Genomic DNA, 21,519 nt, shown 5'->3' with positions numbered 1-21,519 from the left:
ACTATGCTAATCAAGTTGTTATCAATTAAGTCTCTCTCAAGATTTTCAATGGTTTGTTCTCTGGCGATCGCCATTGTCCTCAGCAGCCCCAATCTAGCCAAAGCCGAATCGCGAGAACAAGCCGTCGATCAATTGACCGATTTCTTGTTCTACAAGGTTAATCCTCAGTTAAACAATCGCAAACTCCAAGCGGGCGATCGCGAATATAGCAATCAATGGCGGAGATTGCGCGAAGCGATCGATCCGCGAGTCAAGTCGGTACAAGAAGTCTGCTTTAGGCCCGCCCCAGGAAATACAGGATGGGAATTCACGACAATTAACGGCGAAACCTACGAAGAAACCTACGATTTACTTGCAGATACAATTTTTTACAGCCGCCATCCTCAACGAACCGGACAGCAAATTCCCAAAAGCGATCGGATCGGCATTAGTGAATGGTCAGCAATTCGACGCGAAATGTATATTTCCAATTGTGGACTGTGAGACTCGATCGCCTTACACCGCAGCATTTATCGAAGATAACTTCTAGAGTAGAGGTCATCTCTACACAACTCTGTAAAAAGAAAGGTTTTAAACCGATGAGTATGAAAAATTGGATAGGCGATCGCACTCTTATTACAACCAGAATTATTGCACCATTGATGGGACTAATCCCCATTGGATATACAAGTTTTGCAGGTGCTGCCCCACAGCAACAAATTCCCCGCATAAATAGTGCGAAAGTCGATACAGGAAGTCAAAAAAATTACATCAATAATTCCGAAAAAAATTTAACAATTGTTGCTTTAAGTGAAAAGGTTCAAGTCAGCCTTGAAAATTCTGTAAATTCCACTAAAAAAATACCTCTTCAACAACGTATGCCATACAAAGAGGCGCGTCAAATCCTGATTCAACAAGGGTGGCAGCCCAGCTTACAAGGTCAACCTAACCTCAGAGATCGTTCGGTTAAAGAGCTATTTGATTTAGGATATAAAGAGATTAAGGATTGTTCTGGTACGGGAGAAGGGCCTTGTCGTTTTGAGTTTATCAATCAACAAGGAGAACTGCTAGTTATAGTCGCTACGACAAGAGGTTCTGAAAATACCAAACGTTTTGTGAGGAATTGGTGGATTGAGAAAAAGACAGATAGTAATCAACAAAAATCTTCATCAAACATAATTCAAGAAGGTCGTTATTGGTTGGGAGGTACGGATCAGGGTTTAGAGGTCAAGGGAAAACAATATCGATATTATGACGAGTCTAATATTGATCGACCGTGGAAACCTATCTCAGAGTTACAATATATCAAAAAAGGCGTTGTTTTTGATGGTAAAAATTATTGGTGTTTATCTACTCTCGTACCTCAAACAGGAGGAAGTTCTTGTTCTATAGATGGATGGCAACGAAATATTTATCACCAGCTATATCGGGGAAATTCATAATTTTTATTGGGTTTAATCATGCTAATTAAATCACTTTCAATTAAGTCAAGATCAAAGTTTTTAGGGGTGTGTGCATTAGCTATAGCCCTTGTACTCGGTGGTTCCAATATAGACAGTGCTACAGCGCGCGATTATGAATCACGCACTCAAGCTGTGGATAGGTTTACGGATTGGTTTTTTTATAGAGTGAATCCTCAATTAGGAGACCGTAAATTGCGATCTGACGATTCTTCTGCCTACATCCGCGAATGGAATGCTATTCGTAATACAGTCGATCGAGAAATGATTACTACACAAGGAGATTGCGTCGGTGATGCTTTCTGGGACTTCGATTATCGTTCTCATGGGCGATCAATCGATCGAATTGCAGATACAATTTGGGATATTCGCGATCCATCGGGTGACAAAACTCGTGCTGATGTTTCTAAACAAGAATGGCAGAAGCTTCGTGACTCAATAATTAGAGAGCATTTTTGCTATTAATTTGCAACATTTGTTTCTTAGCAGAAATTTAGCAATAAATAAAAAAATCGCTCTCAGTTACAAAGATTGTTAAAATATAGAATATACACCCTTGATTGGATATAATTTCCTCAAAAAGCAACGGAAACATTCTATAGCAAAACAAAAGGATAAAATAATGGGCAGAGTCACCGCAACAATAACCGTCACCAATCACATCGATGAAATTCTGGGAGAAAGAGGGTTCATCCCCGCAGAGCAAATACGCTCTATCACCATCGATAACGTCTTAGTCGATACAGGCGCAACTCGACTCTGCTTACCAGCAGATATTATCAGTCAGTTGGGTTTGCCAATGCTAGGTGAAATCGACGGACATACGGCAATAGGAACCAGAAAATTTCGTCTGTTCAAAGATGTCACTCTTGCCGTAGCTGGACGAGAAGGCAGGTATGATTGTGTAGAAATTCCCGCAGGAGAAGAACCTTTACTCGGCTTAATTCCCCTCGAAGATTTGGGTTTAGAACCCGATTTGAAAAATCAGCGGTTGATTGTTTTGCCTGCAGAGGGAAACCAAAGTTATATTCGGGTGTAAAATTCCTATGGTTTTTGCCATAAATACACAGCCCATTGTCTTTTAGTCTCGCGTTGAACCAACTGAGCATGAGGGGCGCGGGTTTACTATATACTTAGTTTTCAACATAGATGGTTGGTCAAACCCGCCCCTACATCGCGCAAATTGTACAGCGCAAATTATACAAGGACGAATCAACCGGATTTGATATCATAAGTAATACCCAGAAATAATATTATATTTTTGCACTAAAATGTCAGTCACTACTCATCAATTAATTCAGTGGAAACAACAAGGGCGGTCAATTGTTGCTCTGACAGCTTATGATTATGCGATCGCCCAACTCATCGATCAAGCAGGCGTAGATATCATCCTAGTCGGCGATTCCCTCGCCATGACAGTCTTAGGCTACGACACAACCCTACCCATAACCCTCGATGAAATGCTGCACCACGCTAAAGCTGTGCGCCGTGGAGTTAAACAAGGATTAATTGTGGTCGATTTGCCGTTTTTGACTTACCAAGAAAATCCCCAGCAAGCCATGCACTCGGCCGGGAGAGTTTTGAAAGAAACAGGCGCTCAAGCTGTAAAATTAGAAGGTGGATATCCAGCAATGGCCGCCACAGTTTCGCAGCTAACATCCGCCGGAATTCCGGTGATGGGGCACGTCGGTTTAACTCCGCAGTCCGTACACCAACTCGGCTACAAAAAACAAGGAAAAACAGTCGAAGCAGCCGATCGCATCATTGCAGAGTCGATCGCGCTTCAAGAAGCAGGTGCCTTTGCGATCGTCTTAGAACACATTCCCGCAGACTTAGCCGCTCAAATTACCCAAAAATTAACTATTCCCACCATTGGTATCGGCGCCGGGCCGCACTGCGACGGTCAAGTTTTAGTTACTTCCGATTTGTTGGGACTTTCCGAAAAACAGCCGCCTTTTGCGAAAGCTTACGCCAATTTGCGAGAAACAATTACCCAAGCTGTGAAAGATTATTCCCTTGAAGTTAGAGAAGGCAAATTTCCCGAATAGGTTCGTAGTGAGGGCTTGAACCCTTAAAAATGAGGACTAAAATCCTCACTACAAACCTAATTTACACTTTCGGCTGGCCCTCTTCCTCTTTATCCTTCTCAACAGGTTCATCCTCAGATTGACCAACCCCTTCCTTAAAACTCCGCAGCGTTTTTCCCAAAGCATTTCCTAACTCAGGAATCTTCTTGGGTCCGAAAATTAGAATAGCGACTACCGCAATAATGCCCATTTCGGGCAATCCCAGACCAAACATACAAAATCTCCTGTAAAACTTGCTCGATCGTAAGTCAATCTACTGATATTGTTAAAGTATCTACCTTTTTTCCTGCATCCTGCAACAGTAGAATCAAGTTTTATTAAGCTATCCCCCGATAAATAGGAATGTTAGAAATATCCCAGCCTTCCCTCCGCGAACAACAACACTACCTCATCCGCAATTTAGCAGACCGGATGGAAGCAGTATGGCACCGCTATCTAGACCTGGAACCCTACCACCTGCCCGCTGAGTTGGGATACGTAGAAGGGCGCTTGGAAGGAGAAAAACTGATCATTGAAAACCGCTGCTATCAAACGCCCCAGTTCCGCAAAATACACCTCGAACTCGCTAAAGTCGGGCCGGTGTTGGATATCCTGCACTGCGTGATGTTTCCCAGACCGAATTATGCTTTGCCGATGTTCGGTACGGATATAGTAGCAGGCAAAGGCCAAGTTAGCGCCGCGATCGCAGACCTTTCTCCCCTCAATCGAGATCGAACTTTGTCGGAAACCTACCGAACTCAACTGGAAATTTTGCCGGTCAACCAATTTTCTTGTCCCCGCCAAATTCCCGAATGGGGGGATATTTTCTCAGAATTTTGTCTGTTTGTGCGGCCAGAGTCGATGGAAGAAGAAAACCGATTTCTCGACATAGTTGAATCCTACGTGGAAATTCACTGCAAACAGGCAGTGGCCTCCGAACCAGTCTCTGCCGCCGAAGAATCGAAAATTCTCGACGCTCATATTTACTACTGTAGCCAGCAGCAGCAAAACGACAAAACCCGCCGCGTACTCGAAAAAGCTTTCGGTCAAGATTGGGCCGAACATTACATGACCGAGGTGCTTTTTGATTTCCCTAAATAGCTGAAATTTGTTTACACTACTTAATAGTAGGTGGGCAAAACTTAATTAGGAAATCACCTACTTTATAAGTAATGGGAAAGGAATCACGGGTCAAGGATAAATCATTTTTAAAACCCCCAGGGCGAGGAGTCATCGGTTTAGCGATCGCGGCCACTCTCATTACCACAGGAGTCGGTTTTTGGCAAGTATCTCAAATTAGAAAAGCCGAAGAGTTAAAGGCGGCGGCTGCAACGGCTGCTGCAACTCCCGCCTCCACCCGCACCAGCGTCACAGCTTTGGGTAGGTTGACTCCGCAGGGGGAAGTTATCAAATTGTCGGCCCCTTCGGCGTCGGAGGGAGCAAGAATTGAACTGTTGCAGGTGGAAGAGGGCGATCGAGTCAGTCAAGGACAAATCATAGCAGTTCTCGATACGCGCGATCGGCTCCAAGCAATCCTCCAACAAGCCGACAAAGAAGTCAAAGTCAAACAAGCAGAATTAGCGAAAATTCAAGCAGGCGCAAAAACAGGCGTTGTCGGCGCCGGGAAAGCAGAAGTTGCCAAGTTTGAAGCACAAGTGCAAAGAGAAACCGAAGGCGAAGCAGCCAATGTCGCCCGCTTGGAAGCTCAACTCCGAAGAGAAACCGAAGCCGAACAAGCTAACGTCGCCAAATTCGAGGCCGCGCTGCAAAGAGAAACCGAAGCCGAACAAGCTAATCTTGCTAAATTTGAGGCACAACTCCAAAGAGAAACAGAGGTGCAGCAATCCAAATTGGCTAGGTTAGAAGCTCAATTGCGCGGCGAAATTGCCTCTCAAAACGCTACAGTCGATCGGCTAAAAGCCGAATTAACCAACGCCGAAGCCGAGGAACAACGCAATAAAGAGCTCTCAGAAACAGGCGCAATTTCTGCTTCCGCCTACGACACCAAACGCTTAGCAGTAGAGACGGCTCGCCAGAGAGTCAGAGAAGCTCAAGCTATATTAGAAAAAACTGTGCAAACACTGCAAGAGCAAATAGTCGAAACGAAAGCAACAATCAAACAAACAGTAGAAACTGGCAAGCAGGAAATCAATCAATCGCGAGCCAATCTAAAACGCAAGTTAGAAACAGGCAGGCAGGAAATTAACCAAGCTAGAGCTACCTTAAATCAAAAGATAGAAACCGGTAGAGAACAAATCAATCAAGCCGAAGCAATACTCAAACAAAAAGCAGAAACCGGCCAAGAACAAATCAATCAAGCCAAAGCAAATCTCGACCAAATTGCCGAAGTCCGTCCCGAAGACGTGCAAGCAGCCCAAGCCGCCGTAGAAAGTGCGATCGCCACCAAACAAAAAGCTCAAGTAGACTTAAACTTAAGCTACGTCAAAGCACCCGTATCCGGCGACATCCTCAAAGTTCACAGCCGACAAGGAGAACGTGTCAACACCCAAGACGGCATCGTAGAACTAGGCGGAACCGACCAAATGTACGCCGTAGCAGAAGTTTACGAAACCGACATCGCCAAAGTGCGAAACGGCCAGCGCGCAACAGTCACCAGCCCGGTTTTTGCAGGCACTTTGGAAGGCACTGTCACTCGCATCGGCAAACAAATCGGCAAAAAAGATGTCCTCAATACAGACCCCGCCGCCGACACCGACGCGAGAGTTATCGAAGTAAGAATTCGCCTCAATCCCGAGTCGAGCAAAAAAGTTGCAGCCCTCACAAACTTGCAGGTTGAAGTAAAAATAGACATCTAAATTTTACCTTGACAGAACTTACGCATGGGGACTCAAGCAACCGGGTTTTTAACCGAGATTAAGGGTTTGAATCAAATATAAGGGTAAAAAAACCGCTTCCTCAACACCCGTACTTAAATCCTAAAATTATTCAATCCAAAACCCAAAATCTCAAATCTAAAATCGGAGGATTATGGCCAAAATACCACTAGCTTGGGCACAGTTAACCCGCGAAAAAATGCGCTTAGCCGTCGCACTAGCCGGCATTGGATTTGCCGACTTGCTAATGTTTATGCAGTTCGGATTTAGAGACGCGCTCTTTGAAAGCTCCATCACCTTTCACTCTAAGTTAAAAGGGGATATTTTTATCACCAGCACCCAGTCTACGGCTTTAATAGCCATGAAAAGTTTTCCCCAGCGTCGCTTGTATCAAGCCTTGAGCTTTAACGGCGTTAAATCAATTAGTCCCGTATATTTAGGCTTTGGATTGTGGAAAAACCCCGACCCCAACCAGCGTAATACCCGCCAATTGATGGTAATCGGTTTTGACCCCACTCATCCCATCTTTGATATGCCTGAAATCCAAAATAATTTGGACAAAATCAAAATTTCGGATGTGGTTTTATTTGACCAAGCTTCCCGCCCGGAGTTTGGACCGGTAGCAGAATATTTCAAACAGGGAAAAGTTGTTGAAACTGAAGTTGACAATCGCCGCGTTAGGGTAGATGGTTTATTTACTATAGGGGCCTCTTTCGGTGCCGACGGAAATCTTGTCACCAGCGATTTGAACTTTATGCGGATTTTTTCGACGCGGAGAACAAGAGGTTTAATCGATATAGGTATTGTTCACTTGCAGCCGGGAACAGATGTTAAGGCTGTTGTTGATAAAATGAGGGCAACTTTGCCTAATGATGTGAGAATTTCTTCTAAAGAAGAGTTTGTAGATATTGAAAAAAAATATTGGCAGGAAAGTACCTCAATCGGATTTGTTTTCACTCTCGGCGCGGCAATGGGATTTATCGTTGGGATAGTGATTGTTTATCAAATTCTTTATACTGATGTTACCGATCATTTACCCGAATACGCTACGCTAAAGGCGATGGGATATAAGGATATTTACTTTTTGGGTGTGGTGTTTCAAGAGGCTTTGATTTTGGCAATTCTTGGTTATTTGCCGGGGTTTGGAGTTTCTTTGGTGCTGTACAATTTAGGGAGAAGTGCTACGAGTTTGCCGATGTATATGACTTTGGCGAAAGCTATGACTGTTTTTATTATGACAGTTGTCATGTGTTCTGTGTCGGGGGCGATCGCAGTTAGGAAGTTGCAGGCTGCTGACCCGGCGGATATTTTTTAGAAGGGGAATTGGTAATTGGTAATTGGTAATTGGTAATGGGGAATTGGGAATTGGGGATTGGTAATTGGTAATAGAGGGGTGTAGATATGAGTAGACCGGATTTTGAGGATTTGGATGTTTACAAGTTGGCAGAAAAGCTAGCAAATGAGGTTTGGTTTATCGTCAAAGAATGGGACTTTTTTACAAAAGATACTATGGGCAAGCAACTTGTACGCGCCGCCGATAGTGTTTGCGCTAATATTGCAGAAGGACGGGGCAGGTATAATTATCAAGATAATCGGCGTTTTGTTAAGATTGCCAGAGGTTCTTTGTATGAAACAATCACCTTTTTGAGACTGGCATATGCCAGACAGTTGCTGGTAGATGAACAGGTAAGAAGATTTCAACCAATAATTGATGAATTGTCGCCGAAGCTCAATACTTATCTACACTCAATAGGTGGTAAGAAAGAGAAAATGATTGATGAAATATCTGATATCGATCGCAAATAAAAAAATCTCCTCCTTACCAATGCCCAAAGCCTAATTCCCAATTCCCCATGCCCAATTCCCCATGCCCAATTGCCAACTACAAATTACCTATGAACACTTTACCCGTTGTCTCAATTAAAAATCTCAATCATTCCTTCGGCGAAGGACAACTTCGCAAACAGACATTATTTGATATCAACCTAGACATTTATCCGGGCGAAATCGTGCTGATGACTGGGCCTTCGGGGTCTGGTAAAACAACATTGTTAACCTTGATTGGAGCTTTGCGATCGATCCAAGAAGGTAGTCTTAAAATTCTCGACCAAGAATTGCGGGGAACGGGGAAAAATAAATTAGTTAAAGTCCGCCGCGACATCGGCTATATTTTCCAAGCTCACAATTTGCTCAAATGCTTGACAGCTAGGCAAAATGTGCAAATGTCTTTAGAATTGCACAGTCATCTTTCTCCCCAAGAAACTAATGATAAAATAGAGGAAATGCTGCAAGCTGTAGGCTTGGGAGAAAGAATAGATTATTACCCCGACAGTCTTTCTGGCGGCCAGAAACAAAGAGTTGCGATCGCCCGCGCATTAGTCAGCCAGCCGAAATTAGTATTAGCAGACGAACCCACAGCAGCACTAGACAGTAAATCAGGTCGAGATGTAGTAGAAATTATGCGAGGTTTGGCCAAAGAACAGCACTGTACTATTTTGCTTGTCACCCACGACAACCGCATTTTAGATATAGCCGATCGCATTATTCACATGGAAGACGGCTACCTCGCACAAGATACATCAACAGCGGCTGCCACAGGCGTTCTTTCGGAAAAATAATATTAATCCACCTCAACTTATTTCCGAGAACCGGGACGCTTTCCTCCTACCTTGGCAGGACTTTTGGTTGCACCTTTGGCTGGAGTTTTAGAACTACTTTTGCCACTTTTTTGACCCTTAGCTCCTACTAATTGGCTATCATTGGCATTTGTAGGTCTGCCGGCAGGCGTTCTCGTAGTCCTAAAGGTAACATTCACCCCTTCATTCGACTGTTCTAGCACCAACATCGGCGTCGGCTTGGCTTTTTGATCCCACTCAATATGAACGATGCGACCTTGAATTGTCGGCTGCCAACTGTCGTGGTCGTCTGAAGGACTCAGATAAGTTTCCAAACAGTCAATAATTTGATTAATTGTCGCCGATGTTGCCTGAGTCGGCAGTTTCATCAGCTTAATTTGAATCCGAAACAGCACTCGTTTTTCTATTTTTACCGCCGGATCGCCAGTTTCGTATTCGATATCAAACATCGAATCTACTTGCCTACCGCTGCCGGCATTCCCGTTTTTATCTCCCACTGCACCCTGAGTCGGACGCAGGGCAATACTAATTTTCTCTTTGACTTTTACCTTAATCTGGTTCACAATGGCAAAGTGAAAGACTTCTTCCGCCATTCGCATTCTCAGGTAGTCTAAATTAAAGTCTCGCGAGTGGATAAGGTCGGGATTCTTTTCCATCTTTGACATGGTTTCGAGAGCCATTTTGTATTTTTTCTGGAGTTCTCGATTTCTAAACTCCTCAAATTTGAGCTTTTTGCTCAAATCGTCGAGTTTTAACTTGGTAAAGACCGCTAAACCGATAAGCAATAACAACAGTAATCCCGCCCCTCCTATTAAGAGTTGGTCTGAGGACGGATCTCCGGGTTTAGCCTTTTTAGGTTTGGGAGAGGCTACTGCCAACCTTGGTTCTACAAGGATTATTTGGGTTGACATGGGCTTTTAAAGGGTAAAATTTGACGCTATATTTATACAGGACTCCAGAGTAGAGCTGTTAGTGCAACTGGATCAACCAACATTGACATCATTCCACCATCATCTTGGTACAACTGGATTTCTGCAACTGGAGCACGCACCCTCTAATTAATACTTTATCTTTAACTGCAAGCAGGTTTCCGAAATATCGGAAAATCGCGCGCTGGTACTGGTCAATAGAAATGGTGAATTGTCTGTAATATATTATACCTATACAGCTAAAAAAAATGTTTGTTCGGGGGGCTCCTCTTCGAGAAAAATAAAAAGAAATACACATAAATTAATAGTAACTATGGAAGCGAGCTGCGGAAAACATCAAGCAGAACAGCCGATCGCCCGGACGATCGAGGGGCGGACGTTGGGAGAGTGATATATTCCTACTGTGCGCTCGCGGACGCCTTGCAAGCCCACCGGGCGGCTTGCTGTGAAAGTCGAGCTGTGGTGCGATCGAACAACGTCTCCTTAGCTAAGATTACAGCTAATACCACCAATATTCGATCGTGACCTACGAACCCCTGCACCACAAATATCGCCCTCAGACATTTGCCGAATTAGTCGGTCAAGAGGCGATCGCCCAAACCCTCACCAGCGCCATCCTACAAGAGCGCATAGCACCAGCATATCTATTCACCGGCCCCAGAGGCACCGGTAAAACCTCCAGTGCCAGAATTTTCGCCAAATCCCTCAACTGTATTTCTACGGTTGCCCCCACCCCAACACCCTGCGGCAAATGCAACGTTTGCCAAGAAATTGCCCGAGGTTCGACACTAGATGTCATCGAAATTGACGCCGCCAGCAACACAGGAGTAGATAACATTCGGGATTTAATCGAACGATCTCAATTTTCTCCCGTACAATGCCGCTATAAAGTATATGTAATCGACGAAGTTCATATGCTCAGTACCCAGGCATTTAATGCCTTATTAAAAACCTTAGAAGAACCGCCAGATCGCGTTGTATTCGTCCTCGCCACAACCGACCCACAAAGAGTATTACCAACTATTATTTCTCGGTGCCAAAAGTTTGACTTTCGTCGCATACCCCTCGATGCAATGATTGCTCACTTGCACAAAATTGCCAAATTAGAAAATATCAATATTGCGAGTGATGCAGTACAAATGGTCGCTCAAATCGCCCAAGGAGGTCTGCGGGATGCCGAAAGTTTGCTCGACCAACTAAGTTTATTTCAGGGTGAAGTAACAGTAGAAAAAGTTTGGGATTTAGTCGGCGCCGTCCCCGAAAATGATTTAATGGATTTGCTGCAAGCTATTGATACAGATAACGCTACAGCACTAATAGACATGACCCGCCACCTCATGGATCGCGGCCGGGAACCGCTAATCGTGCTGCAAAGTCTCGCGAGCTTTTACCGAGATTTGCTAATAGCCAAATCGGCCCCGAAACGCTCAGATTTAGTAGCGTTAACATCGGCAACTTGGGAAAAACTGGGGGATTTTGCTCGCAATTGGGATGCGGAGTTGATTTTGGCAGGTCAGAAACATTTGCAAACCCACGAAGTGCAAATTAAAAATACCACTCAGCCACGTTTGTGGCTGGAAGTAACGCTATTGGGATTATTGCCCTCAGCAATTAGAACTCACCAGCAACCAACAAGCGAACCAGCGAAAAATGTTGCTCAAGCACCACAAAATCACCCCCCCCAACCCCCCCTTGCTAAGGGGGGGAGCCAGACATCTAATATTGAACAATCTTCAGTTCCAAATTCGCAAAATCCTCCATCTCAGTCGCAGCCTGTGGCTAATCGAACAGAAAGCACACCTCCTGCACCGATTCCCGCACCTGTACCAACTGCTGAAACGAATCAAACAAATTATTCACCGACTAATTCAGCCGATGAAATCGATTTAAATCGAGTGTGGGAACAGGTACTTGACCGCGTGCGACCGCATGGAACTCAATCGCTGCTTCGCCAACATGGACAGCTAGTAATTTTTAGCAATAATACTGCTCATGTTAAGATTAGTTCGCAGCCGTTGCTCAATATGGTTAAAGACAAAGTAGCTAATATTGAAGAAGCTTTTTTGCAAATTTTTAGCCGTCGAGTAACAGTAAAAGTGGGCTTGACAAATCCCGCTGAAACTAATAGTTCCCGCGCCAAGGATTTGCCCACTTCTAACGGACGTGTTGGTGAAAATTCCAGGAATTCTCATCCTGCGGATGATGCAGGCCCACAGGTGCAGAAGTCGGCGGGTTCTGAGATTACAGATGATTTTTTGGGGAATGGTGGAGAAGAACAAAAACACCCGCCAGCGCCTGAAAATACCGCCGTTAATGTGCCGGCAATTTCCGAAGCGCGATCGCCCACAAACGGTTCTACAGAATCTCAAAATGACTTTAACGCTCAGGCTATAGCGGTGCGTGATGACGCTCAATATGTCGCGAATACGGCTAGGCAATTAGCTGATATGTTTGACGGGCAAGTAGTCGATTTGTCGGATGACTTGGAGATTTGGGAGTCGGAAACTTTTAGATTGGAATCGGAACCGGATTTTCCAGAGTTATCTTCTGAGTTAGGTGAAGATGATTTTATAGATTGGTAAGTAGATCACTAAAAAAAACCGAGGAACCCGGTTTTTGTAGTAGGGGCGCTGCTAAGAGTCGCCGCCCTTCCAGGTTTCTTAATACCCTAAAAGTTTTAGGTTGAATTAGAGTAACCTAGTGATTGTGAATATCTACTTTTAAGCTGACTCTGGCTTGGGCAGCGAAGACGGAAGTACCAATAACTCGGCAGTCGATCGCTTCTCGACCATTTCCTTAGTAATCGTACACCGGGCGACATCCTTGCGCGACGGCAACTCGTACATCACATCCAACATCAATTCTTCGACAATTCCCCGCAGCGCCCGCGCTCCAGTTTTGCGACGGTATGCTTCCTGGGCGATCGCCCGAATCGCCTCCGGCTTAAAGTCCAACTGCACATTATCCATCTTCAGCAGCTTTTGATACTGCTTAACCAAAGCATTGCGCGGCTCAGTCAAAATCGCCATCAGCGTTTCCTCATCCAACGGTTCCAACACCGCCGCCACCGGTACCCGCCCGATAAACTCCGGAATCATCCCAAACTTCACCAAATCATCCGGTTCCAGTTGCTTGAGTACATCAGCAGCCCGCTTTTCCTTCGGCTGAGCTTCTCCGGGCTGAATAAAACCCATTGACTTTTTACCCGTTCTCTGCTCTATCACTTTCTCTAGACCGACAAAAGCGCCGCCGCAAATAAACATGATATTGCTGGTATCAATTTGGATGCAGTCTTGATAGGGATGCTTGCGGCCGCCTTGGGGAGGTACATTGGCGATCGTCCCCTCAAGCATTTTCAACAGCGCCTGCTGCACCCCTTCACCCGACACATCCCGCGTAATCGAAGGATTTTCGCTCTTGCGGGCAATTTTGTCAATTTCATCAATATAAATAATGCCACGCTGCGCCTCTTCCACATCCATATCTGCCACTTGCAGCAGCCGCAGCAAAATATTTTCCACATCTTCCCCGACATAGCCCGCTTCCGTCAGCGTCGTCGCGTCAGCCACCGCAAAGGGTACGTCTAGCATATCCGCCAAAGTCTGAGCCAGCAGAGTTTTTCCGCAACCAGTCGGCCCGATTAACAAAATATTCGATTTTTGCAGTTCTACTTCTTCCGGCGGGTGCTTGCCGCTATTTTTGGCATGGATAAAGCTCAGGCGCTTGTAGTGGTTGTAAACTGCCACCGAGAGCACCTTTTTCGCCTCATCTTGCCCGATCGCATTTTCGTCGAGATAATTTTTAATTTCCCTCGGCTTGGGAATTTGGCTCAGCGACATACTTTTGCCCGAAGTAGCGCGGCGCTTTTGCGTTGTTTCCTGCTTCGGTGCCACCGCCGCTGCGGGTACTGCACTCGAATCAAACAACTCCTCATCTAAAATTTCATTGCACAAGTCTACGCATTCGTCGCAGATATACACCCCGGGCCCTGCGATCAACTTGCGTACTTGCTCTTGAGACTTGCCACAAAACGAACATTTTAGATGGGAGTCGTACTTAGACATAACAGCCTCTTAATTCAGTGCAGTGACATTCTCTCCCGCCGTCGGAAGGTTTTCCTTAGCGATAACTCGATCGACCAAACCGTAATTTTTGGCTTCCTCGGCTGACATAAAAAAGTCGCGCTCTGTATCAGCCTCTAATTTGTCGATCGGTTGGCCTGTGTGGTGCGCTAGCAGTTGATTCAGCTTACGCTTATGATAAAGGATTTCTTTGGCTTGAATCTCAATATCAACTGCTTGACCTTGAGCGCCTCCAAGCGGCTGGTGAATCATAATTCGGGAACTCGGAAGAGACATCCGCTTACCGTGGGCTCCTGCTGTCAGCAGAAATGCGCCCATACTCGCTGCCAAACCGTAACAAATCGTCACCACATCCGGGCGGATTTGCTGCATTGTGTCATAAATTGCCATGCCGGCCGTCACCGAGCCGCCGGGGGAATTAATGTACATTTGGACATCTTTTTCTGGGTCTTCGGCATCCAGATACAATAGCTGAGCCACTATCGAGTCAGCAACTTCGTCGGTTACGGGAGTTCCTAAAAACACAATTCGCTCCCGCAGCAAGCGCGAGTAAATGTCAAAGGCCCGCTCGCCCATCCCCGACTGTTCTAGTACCATCGGCACTACATTGCTGGGGCTGGAACTGACATCAAAATCGTTATAGCTTGTAATTAGGTAATTGGAAGATTGAGATACAACCATAAGACACCAGTCAAGGATTCTAGACAATTTGCTGCTGCTGATGAAAGCTTTAAATTAAGCCGCCAGCTTTTAACTATTATGCCTCTTCTGAACAGATATCGGGGGAATGGGGAGTTTTGAGTTCTGAAATTGCTTTCTGCGCTGGGCGCAACGCTGGAGTGACTCGCAAGGCTCGCGGGGTGAATGAGTTAAAACACCTACTTGTAAATCATCGCTGCTTCTAGTGGACACTCCGAGCTTTTAGTAAGGATCAGGCGCACCCGGAGCTTGTAGTTAAGGATCAGGTGCGCCGTTAAAATCACGGTTGATTTCATGTCCCCAATTAGGACATTTGAACACATTTAAGTTCTATTCTTCGCCTACGACTTCCACTTCAACGCTCGTGGCTGCTTCTGCTGAATCTTGAGCGTCCGATTCTTCTGATTCTTCTGCTGCGGGAGTCAGAGAGCCTTCAGGTACGAGTTCGATTGTCCCTTTTTCTTCCAACCATTTCAGGGTTTTTTGTTTGAGCAAGTCTTCCCTTACAAATTCCTGCAACCTTTGGGGATCAAAATCTCCTTTGGGAAACTGCTTTCTAACTTTTGCTACTTCTGCTGCTACTTCTGCGTCTTCCACAGATAAGGATTCCAGCTTGGATACTTCTGCCAGAGCTAGAGTCTGCTTGAGCCGATCGACTGCTTCCGGGCGCGAGCGTTCCCGCATCGGGCCCATATTTTCTTCCGTAAACAGTTGGTTAATATCTATGCCGTAATTTTTCAATTGGACGGCTTGTTGATTCAGCAAATAATCGATTTCGCGATCGATCATTGTTTCGGGAATTTCCACTTCTATTAGCTGCGCGAGTGCTGCTGATATAGCTTTTTCCTTATTAGCTGATGTCTGGTTTTCTTTGTCTGCTTTAAACCGAGTTTCGAGCGATTCGCGCAGTTCTGCTAAAGTTTCAAATTCGCTGACTTCTTGGGCGAAGTCGTCATCCAGCTCCGGCAATTCTTTTTCCTTAAGTTCTTTGAGGGTAATCGTAAAGACTGCCGGTTTTCCCGCTAGTTCTTCACTGCTATACTCATCTGGGAACTGCACAGAAACTTCTCTAGTTTCTCCGGGATTCATCCCGATCATGCCTTCGATAAAGCCCGGTACAAACTGATTTTCTGACAATTCTACTTGAAAGTCTTCTGCTTGACCGCCGGGAATTTCTGCGGGAGTTTCGCCTTCAGGTGCTTCCGCAAATCTACCGGAGAAATCAACCAAAGCCGTGTCTCCCAACTGAGCCGGCCGGCCTTCTACGGGGATTAAAGTAGCCTTGTCCGATCGATATTTTTCCAATACCTCATCTACCTGAGCCTCATCATACTTAGCTTCTTCTGCTTGAAGCTGCAAACCTGTGTACTGACCCATTTTCACTTCGGGTTGTACATCAACTTTCGCCGAAAAAATCAGAGGCTGTTCTGGATCGAACTTCTCTAGTAATTCTTCAAACTCGGTGCGAAGTTCAAAACTGCCAATTGCGGCAATTTTTTCTTGTTCGAGGGCTTTTTGCAGGGAATCATTAATCAAATTTTCCAAAGCCGTCGCCTTCAAACGAGTCTGGCCTAGGCGCTGTAGCAAAACTTGACGGGGAACTTTGCCTTTGCGGAACCCAGGAATATTTACCTCGCGAGCAAATTGTTTAATTACTTGCTCGTAAGCTTGTTTTGACTTTTCTGACGGTACTTCGATTTCCAGACTAATTTGGCTAGCTGGAAGTTTTTCCTGGGTTACTTTCATCGGCTTTTTTGATATTTAACAATAGTGTAATAAAATACATACAAATCTGACTTTGCCTGCATTTTAATTTTGTACGCTTTGACTCGTAACGGCACAACTACAACACCTTTACCGGATGAGACTGTAAGTCATTGCCGGCTACTTTTTTGGCTCTTGCCAAATAGTTTTGGTTTGAGGATACTAGCTTTTGCTGCTAGGAATGTGGAGGTTAAGTCCACTAATTGCCGATGCACCATAGCACATATCGCCCTGTAATGTCAATCTTGCCGGCCTCTGCGGCCAGTCAAAGTCAATGGATGCGCCTGCGAAAATGCAGATATATCGCAAAACTTAACCGGATGCGGATTGGGCGTGGGCGATCTGCAAAAGATGCTAAACTGGCATTGGGTACGATCGCACGGATCAATCAGGAAGTTCGATCGCCCGTTTCGGTTAACTGCACCATTGCCATCCTCTCATGCTCCTGATGTCGCATAACATTAATTAAGTTTGATATTGAGAATTGCAGTTATTTAAATTTTTGATTTCGATCTTTTAGACTTTAATTTGTGGAGGAAACTAATTTGTCTCAATCCTATCGAGTTGCCATTTTAGGAGCCACCGGCGCAGTCGGGGCCGAGTTGCTAGAACTATTGCACAGCCGGAGTTTTCCGATTTCTAACTTGAAGCTGCTGGCTTCGGAACGTTCAGCAGGCACAACTTTGCCTTTTGGCGGCGAGATGCTCCCGGTCGAAGCAGTGTCGTCGCGATCGTTTGATAATGTAGATCTGGTGCTCGCCTCTGCCGGCGGCTCTACTTCTAAATTATGGGCTCCGCAAGCGGTAGCAGCCGGAGCAGTAGTAATTGACAATTCTAGCGCTTTCCGCATGGATGCGACCGTACCGCTAGTGGTTCCCGAAGTCAATCCCCAAGCAGCAGCAGCTCACCGAGGTATAATTGCTAATCCCAACTGCACGACTATTTTGATGGCAGTTGCCGTTTGGCCACTTCACAAAGTTAGGCCGATACAGCGCATAGTTGTAGCGACTTACCAGTCTGCCAGCGGCGCGGGGGCGAGGGCAATGGAGGAAATGAAAGCTCAAGCAAGAGCAATTTTGCAGGGGGAAACGCCCCAAACCGATATATTTCCCTACCCCTTAGCATTTAATTTGTTTCCGCACAACACCCCGATTAATGATTTGGGGTATTGTGAAGAAGAGATGAAAATGGTAAACGAAACTCGGAAGATATTTGGTACGGACGAGATTAAAATTACGGCAACTTGTGTGCGGGTTCCCGTACTCCGCGCTCATTCGGAAGCGATTAATCTAGAGTTTGCAGAGCCTTTTAGCGCGATCGAGGCCAGGGAAATCTTAAAGCAGGCAAGCGGGGTTAAGCTGGTAGAAGACTGGCAAGCTAATTATTTCCCGATGCCTGTCGAGGCCAGCGGTAAGGATGACGTGTTAGTCGGCAGGATTCGCCAAGATATTTCTCACCCCTGCGGGTTGGAAATGTGGCTGTCTGGCGATCAAATCCGCAAAGGGGCGGCTTTAAATGCGGTGCAGATAGCTGAGTTGCTGGTCCAAAAAAATTTGTTGCGAACCCAAGTGGCGGCGGCTTCTAAATAGGATAGGGGGAACCCTGGCAATTTGGAAATTGAAATTGGGGATTTTAGATAAACCTTTCATCTGAAATCAAAAATTTAAAATCAAAAATCAACAGTCTAAAATCGGAGAAAGTGTGGTAAAGTTTGGACGGGTTCTGACTGCAATGATTACGCCGTTTAAGGAAGACGGCAGCGTTAACTATGCGGTAGCAGAACAATTGGCAGTTCATTTAGCCGATCGCGGTACAGATAGCTTGGTAGTGTGCGGCACTACTGGCGAGTCTCCCACTATGACCTGGGATGAAGAGTACGAATTATTTCAGGTGGTACAAAAGGCGGTGGCCGGTAAGGCGTTGGTAATCGCAGGAGCCGGATCGAATTCTACTTCAGAAGCAGTCGCAGCTACCCAAAAAGCAGCTAAACTCGGATTAGATGGCTGTTTGCAGGTGGTTCCTTATTACAACAAGCCCCCGCAAGAAGGTTTGTACAATCATTTTCGGGCGATCGCGCAATCTGCTCCAGAATTGCCTATAATGTTATATAACATCCCCGGTCGCACTGGTCAGAATATGTTGCCGGAGACGGTGGCTCGATTGGCCCAAATCCCCAATATTGTGGCCGTAAAAGAAGCAAGTGGCAACTTGGATCAAGCAAGTCAAATTCGGTGCTTGACATCCCCTGAATTTGCCATCTATTCTGGAGATGATTCCCTAACTTTGCCAATGTTGGCGGTAGGAGGATCTGGTGTAGTTAGCGTAGCCAGCCATCTGGTAGGAGAGCAACTGCAACAGATGATCGAAGCTTTCGAGGCCGGTCAAGTTCAAGTCGCTACCCAGATTCACTTGCAACTTTTTGACCTATTTAAAGCTCTTTTTATCACCACAAATCCCATTCTCGTCAAGACAGCTCTCAAACTTCAAGGCTGGGATGTAGGCTCCACCCGTCCGCCCCTGTGCGATCCGCCCGTTGAGGTAACTCAAAAGTTAAAGGACGTACTGAGTCAGCTAGCAGCAGTATCAGCTAGCAAGACGAGCGAAAACGAGTTTTCAGACAACTGAATATTGGTTGTGATAAGTCATTAGTTGTTAGTCATTAGTCATTAGTAATTAACTGTTAGTAATTAGCTAACAGTCAAAAAATAAAGACTGAGGATTAAAGACTGAAGGCAAAAGACAACTGACTGTAGGGGATAGTAAAACCCCGTAGGGGAGTTTTCCACAAATATCTTGGAAAAAATCGCCCCCATCAACGAACAACAGATAAAAGCCTCCCAAAAAGCTTGTCTTGAACAGGCAGGATGCCTGTTCCACAGGGATTATTGGAGAGGTCTAGACAGTAGGCGACAGACGACAGACAACAGTCAACAGTCAACAGTCAACAGTCAACAGTTAACAGACCAATAACAAAAATAACTAACAAAGGATACGCATGATCAACAAAAATACAACTGCATCTGCTCTAAAAGTTATTCCCCTCGGCGGGCTGCACGAAATCGGTAAAAACACTTGTGTGTTCGAGTACGGCGACGAAATCATTCTTTTAGATGCCGGTTTAGCGTTCCCAACAGATGGAATGCACGGGGTAAATATTGTCCTTCCCGACATGACTTACCTGCGGGAAAACAGCCACAAAATTAAAGGTATGATCGTGACTCACGGTCACGAAGACCACATAGGCGGTATTCCTTACCACCTCAAACAATTTGAAATTCCGGTCATCTACGGTCCCCGTTTGGCGATGGCTTTGCTAGCCGGGAAACTCGAAGAAGCGGGAGTGTCTCACCGCACTGAATTGAGAACGGTTCGACCCAGGGATACTGTCAGAATTGGCAAGAATTTCTTAGTCGAATACATCCGCAACACTCACTCGATGGCCGACAGTTTTACAGTGGCAATTCACACTCCCGTGGGAATTGTGATCCACACCGGAGACTTTAAAATTGACCACACTCCTGTAGACGGCGAGCATTTTGATTTGCAAAAGCTAGCGGAGTACGGCGAGAAAGGCGTGCTGTGCTTGATCAGCGATTCTACTAACTCGGAAGTTCCCGGTTTTACCGCTTCGGAAAGTTCTGTTGCGCCGAATTTAGACAGAATTATCGCTCAAGCACCGGGAAGAGTGCTGCTGACGACTTTTGCTTCCTCGGTACACCGATTGCAAATTGTTTTGGACTTGGCTAAGAAAAACAATCGGTATGTCGGAGTGGTTGGCCGGTCGATGCTTAACGTCATCGCTCACTGCCGCAATCTCGGCTACATCAAATGCGAAGATAGTATTTTCAAACCGCTGAAAGAAATCCGCAATTTGGCTGAAGACAAGGTACTGATTTTAACTACAGGTTCCCAAGGCGAACCGATGGCGGCGATGACTCGCATTGCTAACGGCGAACATCACGAACTGAAAATCAGAAAGGGCGATACTGTCATTTTCTCAGCTAATCCGATTCCGGGAAATACGATCGCAGTGGTAAACACGATCGATAAACTGATGATGCTGGGAGCACACGTGGTTTACGGCCGCGACAAAGGCATTCACGTTTCCGGTCACGGTTGTCAAGAAGACCAAAAGTTAATGATTAACATGACTCGTCCCAAGTTCTTCTTGCCGGTTCACGGAGAACACCGGATGCTGATCCAGCACTCCAAAACGGCTCAAAGCATGGGCATTCCCGCTAGCAATATGGTGGTTATTGATAACGGCGATGTCGTAGAATTAACTGAAAATTCGATGCGAGTTGCTGGCCAAGTGCCTTCAGGAATTGAATTGGTAGATGCTTCTCGATCGGGCGTGGTCAAAGCTAGCGTCCTCAAGGAACGTCAGCAGTTAGCCGGAGATGGGGTTGTAACTGTAGCGGCGGCTTTGAATTGGGAAGGCAAATTAGTTGCCAAACCAGAAGTTCACTTGAAAGGTGTAGTGACATCAGCCGAGCGCGCGGAGGTGATAAAATTAATCACTCAAACTATAGAAACAGTTTTGAGCGATCGTTGGTCAGAATTTGTCAAACCCGCCACTGCTGACTCACAAGTTGATGTTGACTGGGTAGGAGTTCAAACGCAAATAGAAAAGGCAATTCAGCGAGTGATGCGCCGGGAACTTCAAAGCAATCCGCTGTTGGTATTCCTGATGCAAATTCCAGAAGAAGCAGTGCGATCGGAAAAAGCAGCAGTATCTCCAGGTTCCCTGGAAGCACCTAAGCTATTATCATCGCAATCATCACAATCATCGCCATCGCCATCATCGCCATCTCCTGCCAATCAGGTGACGGGCCGGCGCCGTCCCCGGACTGCTGCAAGGGCAGCTTCCTAGTGCGATAATTCTCTGACGCGCTGTGAACCAAGAAAGGAGTTTTAGGTTTTGTAGTTGCGCTTGGGTACCCAAGCGCAGCTACAAACCTACATTTGATCTTATGTCCGGTCGATTACCCCTAATACGGTAGGGGCGGGTTCACGAAAAATATCTGCCAATAATTGACAATCTCAAAAACCCGCCCTTTTAATCGCGGT

20 protein-coding genes are annotated in these 21,519 nt (G+C 45.7%); 15 read left to right on the top strand and 5 right to left on the bottom strand.

Annotation, left to right across the window (positions count from 1 at the left end; all coding sequences use genetic code 11):
• Positions 1–48 precede the first annotated feature (48 nt).
• The 5 genes from QUB44_RS05780 to panB all read left to right on the top strand — a co-directional run bounded on the left by QUB44_RS05780 (position 49) and on the right by panB (position 3,487).
• Positions 49–483, top strand: coding sequence for a hypothetical protein (locus QUB44_RS05780; RefSeq protein ID WP_333364247.1), 435 nt, complete (start codon positions 49–51; stop codon positions 481–483).
• The gene (locus QUB44_RS05775; RefSeq protein WP_333364244.1) at positions 480–1,421 is read left to right on the top strand and encodes a hypothetical protein; all 942 of its coding nucleotides are present in this window, start codon (positions 480–482) and stop codon (positions 1,419–1,421) included. Before QUB44_RS05780 ends, QUB44_RS05775 begins: the two co-directional genes overlap by 4 nt.
• 66 nt (positions 1,422–1,487) lie before the next feature.
• Positions 1,488–1,904: a hypothetical protein gene (locus tag QUB44_RS05770; RefSeq protein ID WP_333364240.1), complete on the top strand. Its 417-nt coding sequence runs from the start codon at positions 1,488–1,490 to the stop codon at positions 1,902–1,904.
• A 157-nt stretch (positions 1,905–2,061) separates the two neighbouring features.
• The gene (locus QUB44_RS05765) at positions 2,062–2,478 is read left to right on the top strand and encodes an aspartyl protease family protein (protein ID WP_333364238.1); all 417 of its coding nucleotides are present in this window, start codon (positions 2,062–2,064) and stop codon (positions 2,476–2,478) included.
• 232 nt (positions 2,479–2,710) lie between these two features.
• Entirely contained in the window at positions 2,711–3,487 is a 777-nt protein-coding gene (gene panB / locus QUB44_RS05760; protein WP_333364235.1) for a 3-methyl-2-oxobutanoate hydroxymethyltransferase, read from the top strand.
• Positions 3,488–3,548: 61 nt separating this feature from the next.
• Here panB and tatA read toward each other — a convergent pair whose 3' ends face one another.
• Entirely contained in the window at positions 3,549–3,740 is a 192-nt protein-coding gene (gene tatA, locus QUB44_RS05755) for a twin-arginine translocase TatA/TatE family subunit (protein ID WP_333066776.1), read from the bottom strand.
• Between the two features lie 128 nt (positions 3,741–3,868).
• Here tatA and QUB44_RS05750 point away from each other — a divergent pair, with 128 nt between their 5' ends.
• The 5 genes from QUB44_RS05750 to QUB44_RS05730 all read left to right on the top strand — a co-directional run bounded on the left by QUB44_RS05750 (position 3,869) and on the right by QUB44_RS05730 (position 8,957).
• Complete coding sequence (locus tag QUB44_RS05750) at positions 3,869–4,606, top strand: phycocyanobilin:ferredoxin oxidoreductase (RefSeq protein ID WP_333364232.1); 738 nt, start codon at positions 3,869–3,871, stop codon at positions 4,604–4,606.
• 71 nt (positions 4,607–4,677) lie between these two features.
• Entirely contained in the window at positions 4,678–6,321 is a 1,644-nt protein-coding gene (locus QUB44_RS05745) for an HlyD family efflux transporter periplasmic adaptor subunit (protein WP_333364229.1), read from the top strand.
• Between the two features lie 172 nt (positions 6,322–6,493).
• Entirely contained in the window at positions 6,494–7,654 is a 1,161-nt protein-coding gene (gene devC, locus QUB44_RS05740; protein ID WP_333364227.1) for an ABC transporter permease DevC, read from the top strand.
• Positions 7,655–7,740: 86 nt separating this feature from the next.
• The gene (locus QUB44_RS05735) at positions 7,741–8,145 is read left to right on the top strand and encodes a four helix bundle protein (RefSeq protein ID WP_333163227.1); all 405 of its coding nucleotides are present in this window, start codon (positions 7,741–7,743) and stop codon (positions 8,143–8,145) included.
• A gap of 89 nt (positions 8,146–8,234) precedes the next feature.
• Entirely contained in the window at positions 8,235–8,957 is a 723-nt protein-coding gene (locus QUB44_RS05730) for a DevA family ABC transporter ATP-binding protein (protein WP_333364224.1), read from the top strand.
• A gap of 17 nt (positions 8,958–8,974) precedes the next feature.
• On the opposite strand, the gene QUB44_RS05725 is transcribed toward QUB44_RS05730, so the two are convergent.
• Positions 8,975–9,886: a hypothetical protein gene (locus tag QUB44_RS05725; RefSeq protein WP_333163223.1), complete on the bottom strand. Its 912-nt coding sequence runs from the start codon at positions 9,884–9,886 to the stop codon at positions 8,975–8,977.
• Positions 9,887–10,425: 539 nt separating this feature from the next.
• On the opposite strand from QUB44_RS05725, the gene QUB44_RS05720 reads away from it, so the two are divergent.
• Entirely contained in the window at positions 10,426–12,486 is a 2,061-nt protein-coding gene (locus QUB44_RS05720; RefSeq protein WP_333364221.1) for a DNA polymerase III subunit gamma/tau, read from the top strand.
• A 138-nt stretch (positions 12,487–12,624) separates the two neighbouring features.
• On the opposite strand, the gene clpX is transcribed toward QUB44_RS05720, so the two are convergent.
• The 3 genes from clpX to tig all read right to left on the bottom strand — a co-directional run bounded on the left by clpX (position 12,625) and on the right by tig (position 16,431).
• Positions 12,625–13,968: an ATP-dependent protease ATP-binding subunit ClpX gene (clpX, locus tag QUB44_RS05715; RefSeq protein WP_333103398.1), complete on the bottom strand. Its 1,344-nt coding sequence runs from the start codon at positions 13,966–13,968 to the stop codon at positions 12,625–12,627.
• Between the two features lie 9 nt (positions 13,969–13,977).
• The gene (gene clpP / locus QUB44_RS05710) at positions 13,978–14,667 is read right to left on the bottom strand and encodes an ATP-dependent Clp endopeptidase proteolytic subunit ClpP (RefSeq protein ID WP_333041644.1); all 690 of its coding nucleotides are present in this window, start codon (positions 14,665–14,667) and stop codon (positions 13,978–13,980) included.
• A gap of 348 nt (positions 14,668–15,015) precedes the next feature.
• Positions 15,016–16,431, bottom strand: a complete 1,416-nt coding sequence (gene tig, locus QUB44_RS05705; RefSeq protein ID WP_333364218.1) for a trigger factor — start codon at positions 16,429–16,431, stop codon at positions 15,016–15,018.
• A gap of 254 nt (positions 16,432–16,685) precedes the next feature.
• Between tig and QUB44_RS05700 the strand changes: the two genes are divergently transcribed.
• The 4 genes from QUB44_RS05700 (at position 16,686) to QUB44_RS05685 (ending at position 21,322) form a co-directional block, all read left to right on the top strand.
• Positions 16,686–16,898: a hypothetical protein gene (locus QUB44_RS05700; protein WP_333364216.1), complete on the top strand. Its 213-nt coding sequence runs from the start codon at positions 16,686–16,688 to the stop codon at positions 16,896–16,898.
• 96 nt (positions 16,899–16,994) lie between these two features.
• Positions 16,995–18,038, top strand: a complete 1,044-nt coding sequence (locus QUB44_RS05695; protein ID WP_333364213.1) for an aspartate-semialdehyde dehydrogenase — start codon at positions 16,995–16,997, stop codon at positions 18,036–18,038.
• A 112-nt stretch (positions 18,039–18,150) separates the two neighbouring features.
• A complete protein-coding gene (dapA, locus tag QUB44_RS05690; protein ID WP_333364211.1) occupies positions 18,151–19,074 on the top strand; it encodes a 4-hydroxy-tetrahydrodipicolinate synthase in 924 nt (307 codons plus the stop codon).
• 370 nt (positions 19,075–19,444) lie between these two features.
• A complete protein-coding gene (locus tag QUB44_RS05685; protein ID WP_333364208.1) occupies positions 19,445–21,322 on the top strand; it encodes a ribonuclease J in 1,878 nt (625 codons plus the stop codon).
• Positions 21,323–21,519: the final 197 nt, after the last annotated feature.

It is taken from the genome of Microcoleus sp. AT3-D2 (genome assembly GCF_036705715.1).
Lineage (GTDB): Bacteria > Cyanobacteriota > Cyanobacteriia > Cyanobacteriales > Microcoleaceae > Microcoleus.
Note: the sequence above shows the minus strand (reverse complement) of the source record. Positions and strands in the feature narration are given on the sequence as shown.

Excerpts from the sequence above, each read along its gene's own strand:
- QUB44_RS05700 (WP_333364216.1), top strand. The coding sequence starts at position 16,686 with ATGTCAATCTTGCCGGCCTCTGCGGCCAGTCAAAGTCAATGGATGCGC.
- tig (WP_333364218.1), bottom strand. The coding sequence starts at position 16,431 with ATGAAAGTAACCCAGGAAAAACTTCCAGCTAGCCAAATTAGTCTGGAA.
- QUB44_RS05780 (WP_333364247.1), top strand. The coding sequence starts at position 49 with ATGGTTTGTTCTCTGGCGATCGCCATTGTCCTCAGCAGCCCCAATCTA.
- QUB44_RS05765 (WP_333364238.1), top strand. The coding sequence starts at position 2,062 with ATGGGCAGAGTCACCGCAACAATAACCGTCACCAATCACATCGATGAA.
- QUB44_RS05725 (WP_333163223.1), bottom strand. The coding sequence starts at position 9,886 with ATGTCAACCCAAATAATCCTTGTAGAACCAAGGTTGGCAGTAGCCTCT.
- clpX (WP_333103398.1), bottom strand. The coding sequence starts at position 13,968 with ATGTCTAAGTACGACTCCCATCTAAAATGTTCGTTTTGTGGCAAGTCT.
- devC (WP_333364227.1), top strand. The coding sequence starts at position 6,494 with ATGGCCAAAATACCACTAGCTTGGGCACAGTTAACCCGCGAAAAAATG.
- QUB44_RS05750 (WP_333364232.1), top strand. The coding sequence starts at position 3,869 with ATGTTAGAAATATCCCAGCCTTCCCTCCGCGAACAACAACACTACCTC.
- panB (WP_333364235.1), top strand. The coding sequence starts at position 2,711 with ATGTCAGTCACTACTCATCAATTAATTCAGTGGAAACAACAAGGGCGG.
- QUB44_RS05685 (WP_333364208.1), top strand. The coding sequence starts at position 19,445 with ATGATCAACAAAAATACAACTGCATCTGCTCTAAAAGTTATTCCCCTC.
- tatA (WP_333066776.1), bottom strand. The coding sequence starts at position 3,740 with ATGTTTGGTCTGGGATTGCCCGAAATGGGCATTATTGCGGTAGTCGCT.
- QUB44_RS05735 (WP_333163227.1), top strand. The coding sequence starts at position 7,741 with ATGAGTAGACCGGATTTTGAGGATTTGGATGTTTACAAGTTGGCAGAA.
- QUB44_RS05745 (WP_333364229.1), top strand. The coding sequence starts at position 4,678 with ATGGGAAAGGAATCACGGGTCAAGGATAAATCATTTTTAAAACCCCCA.
- clpP (WP_333041644.1), bottom strand. The coding sequence starts at position 14,667 with ATGGTTGTATCTCAATCTTCCAATTACCTAATTACAAGCTATAACGAT.
- QUB44_RS05730 (WP_333364224.1), top strand. The coding sequence starts at position 8,235 with ATGAACACTTTACCCGTTGTCTCAATTAAAAATCTCAATCATTCCTTC.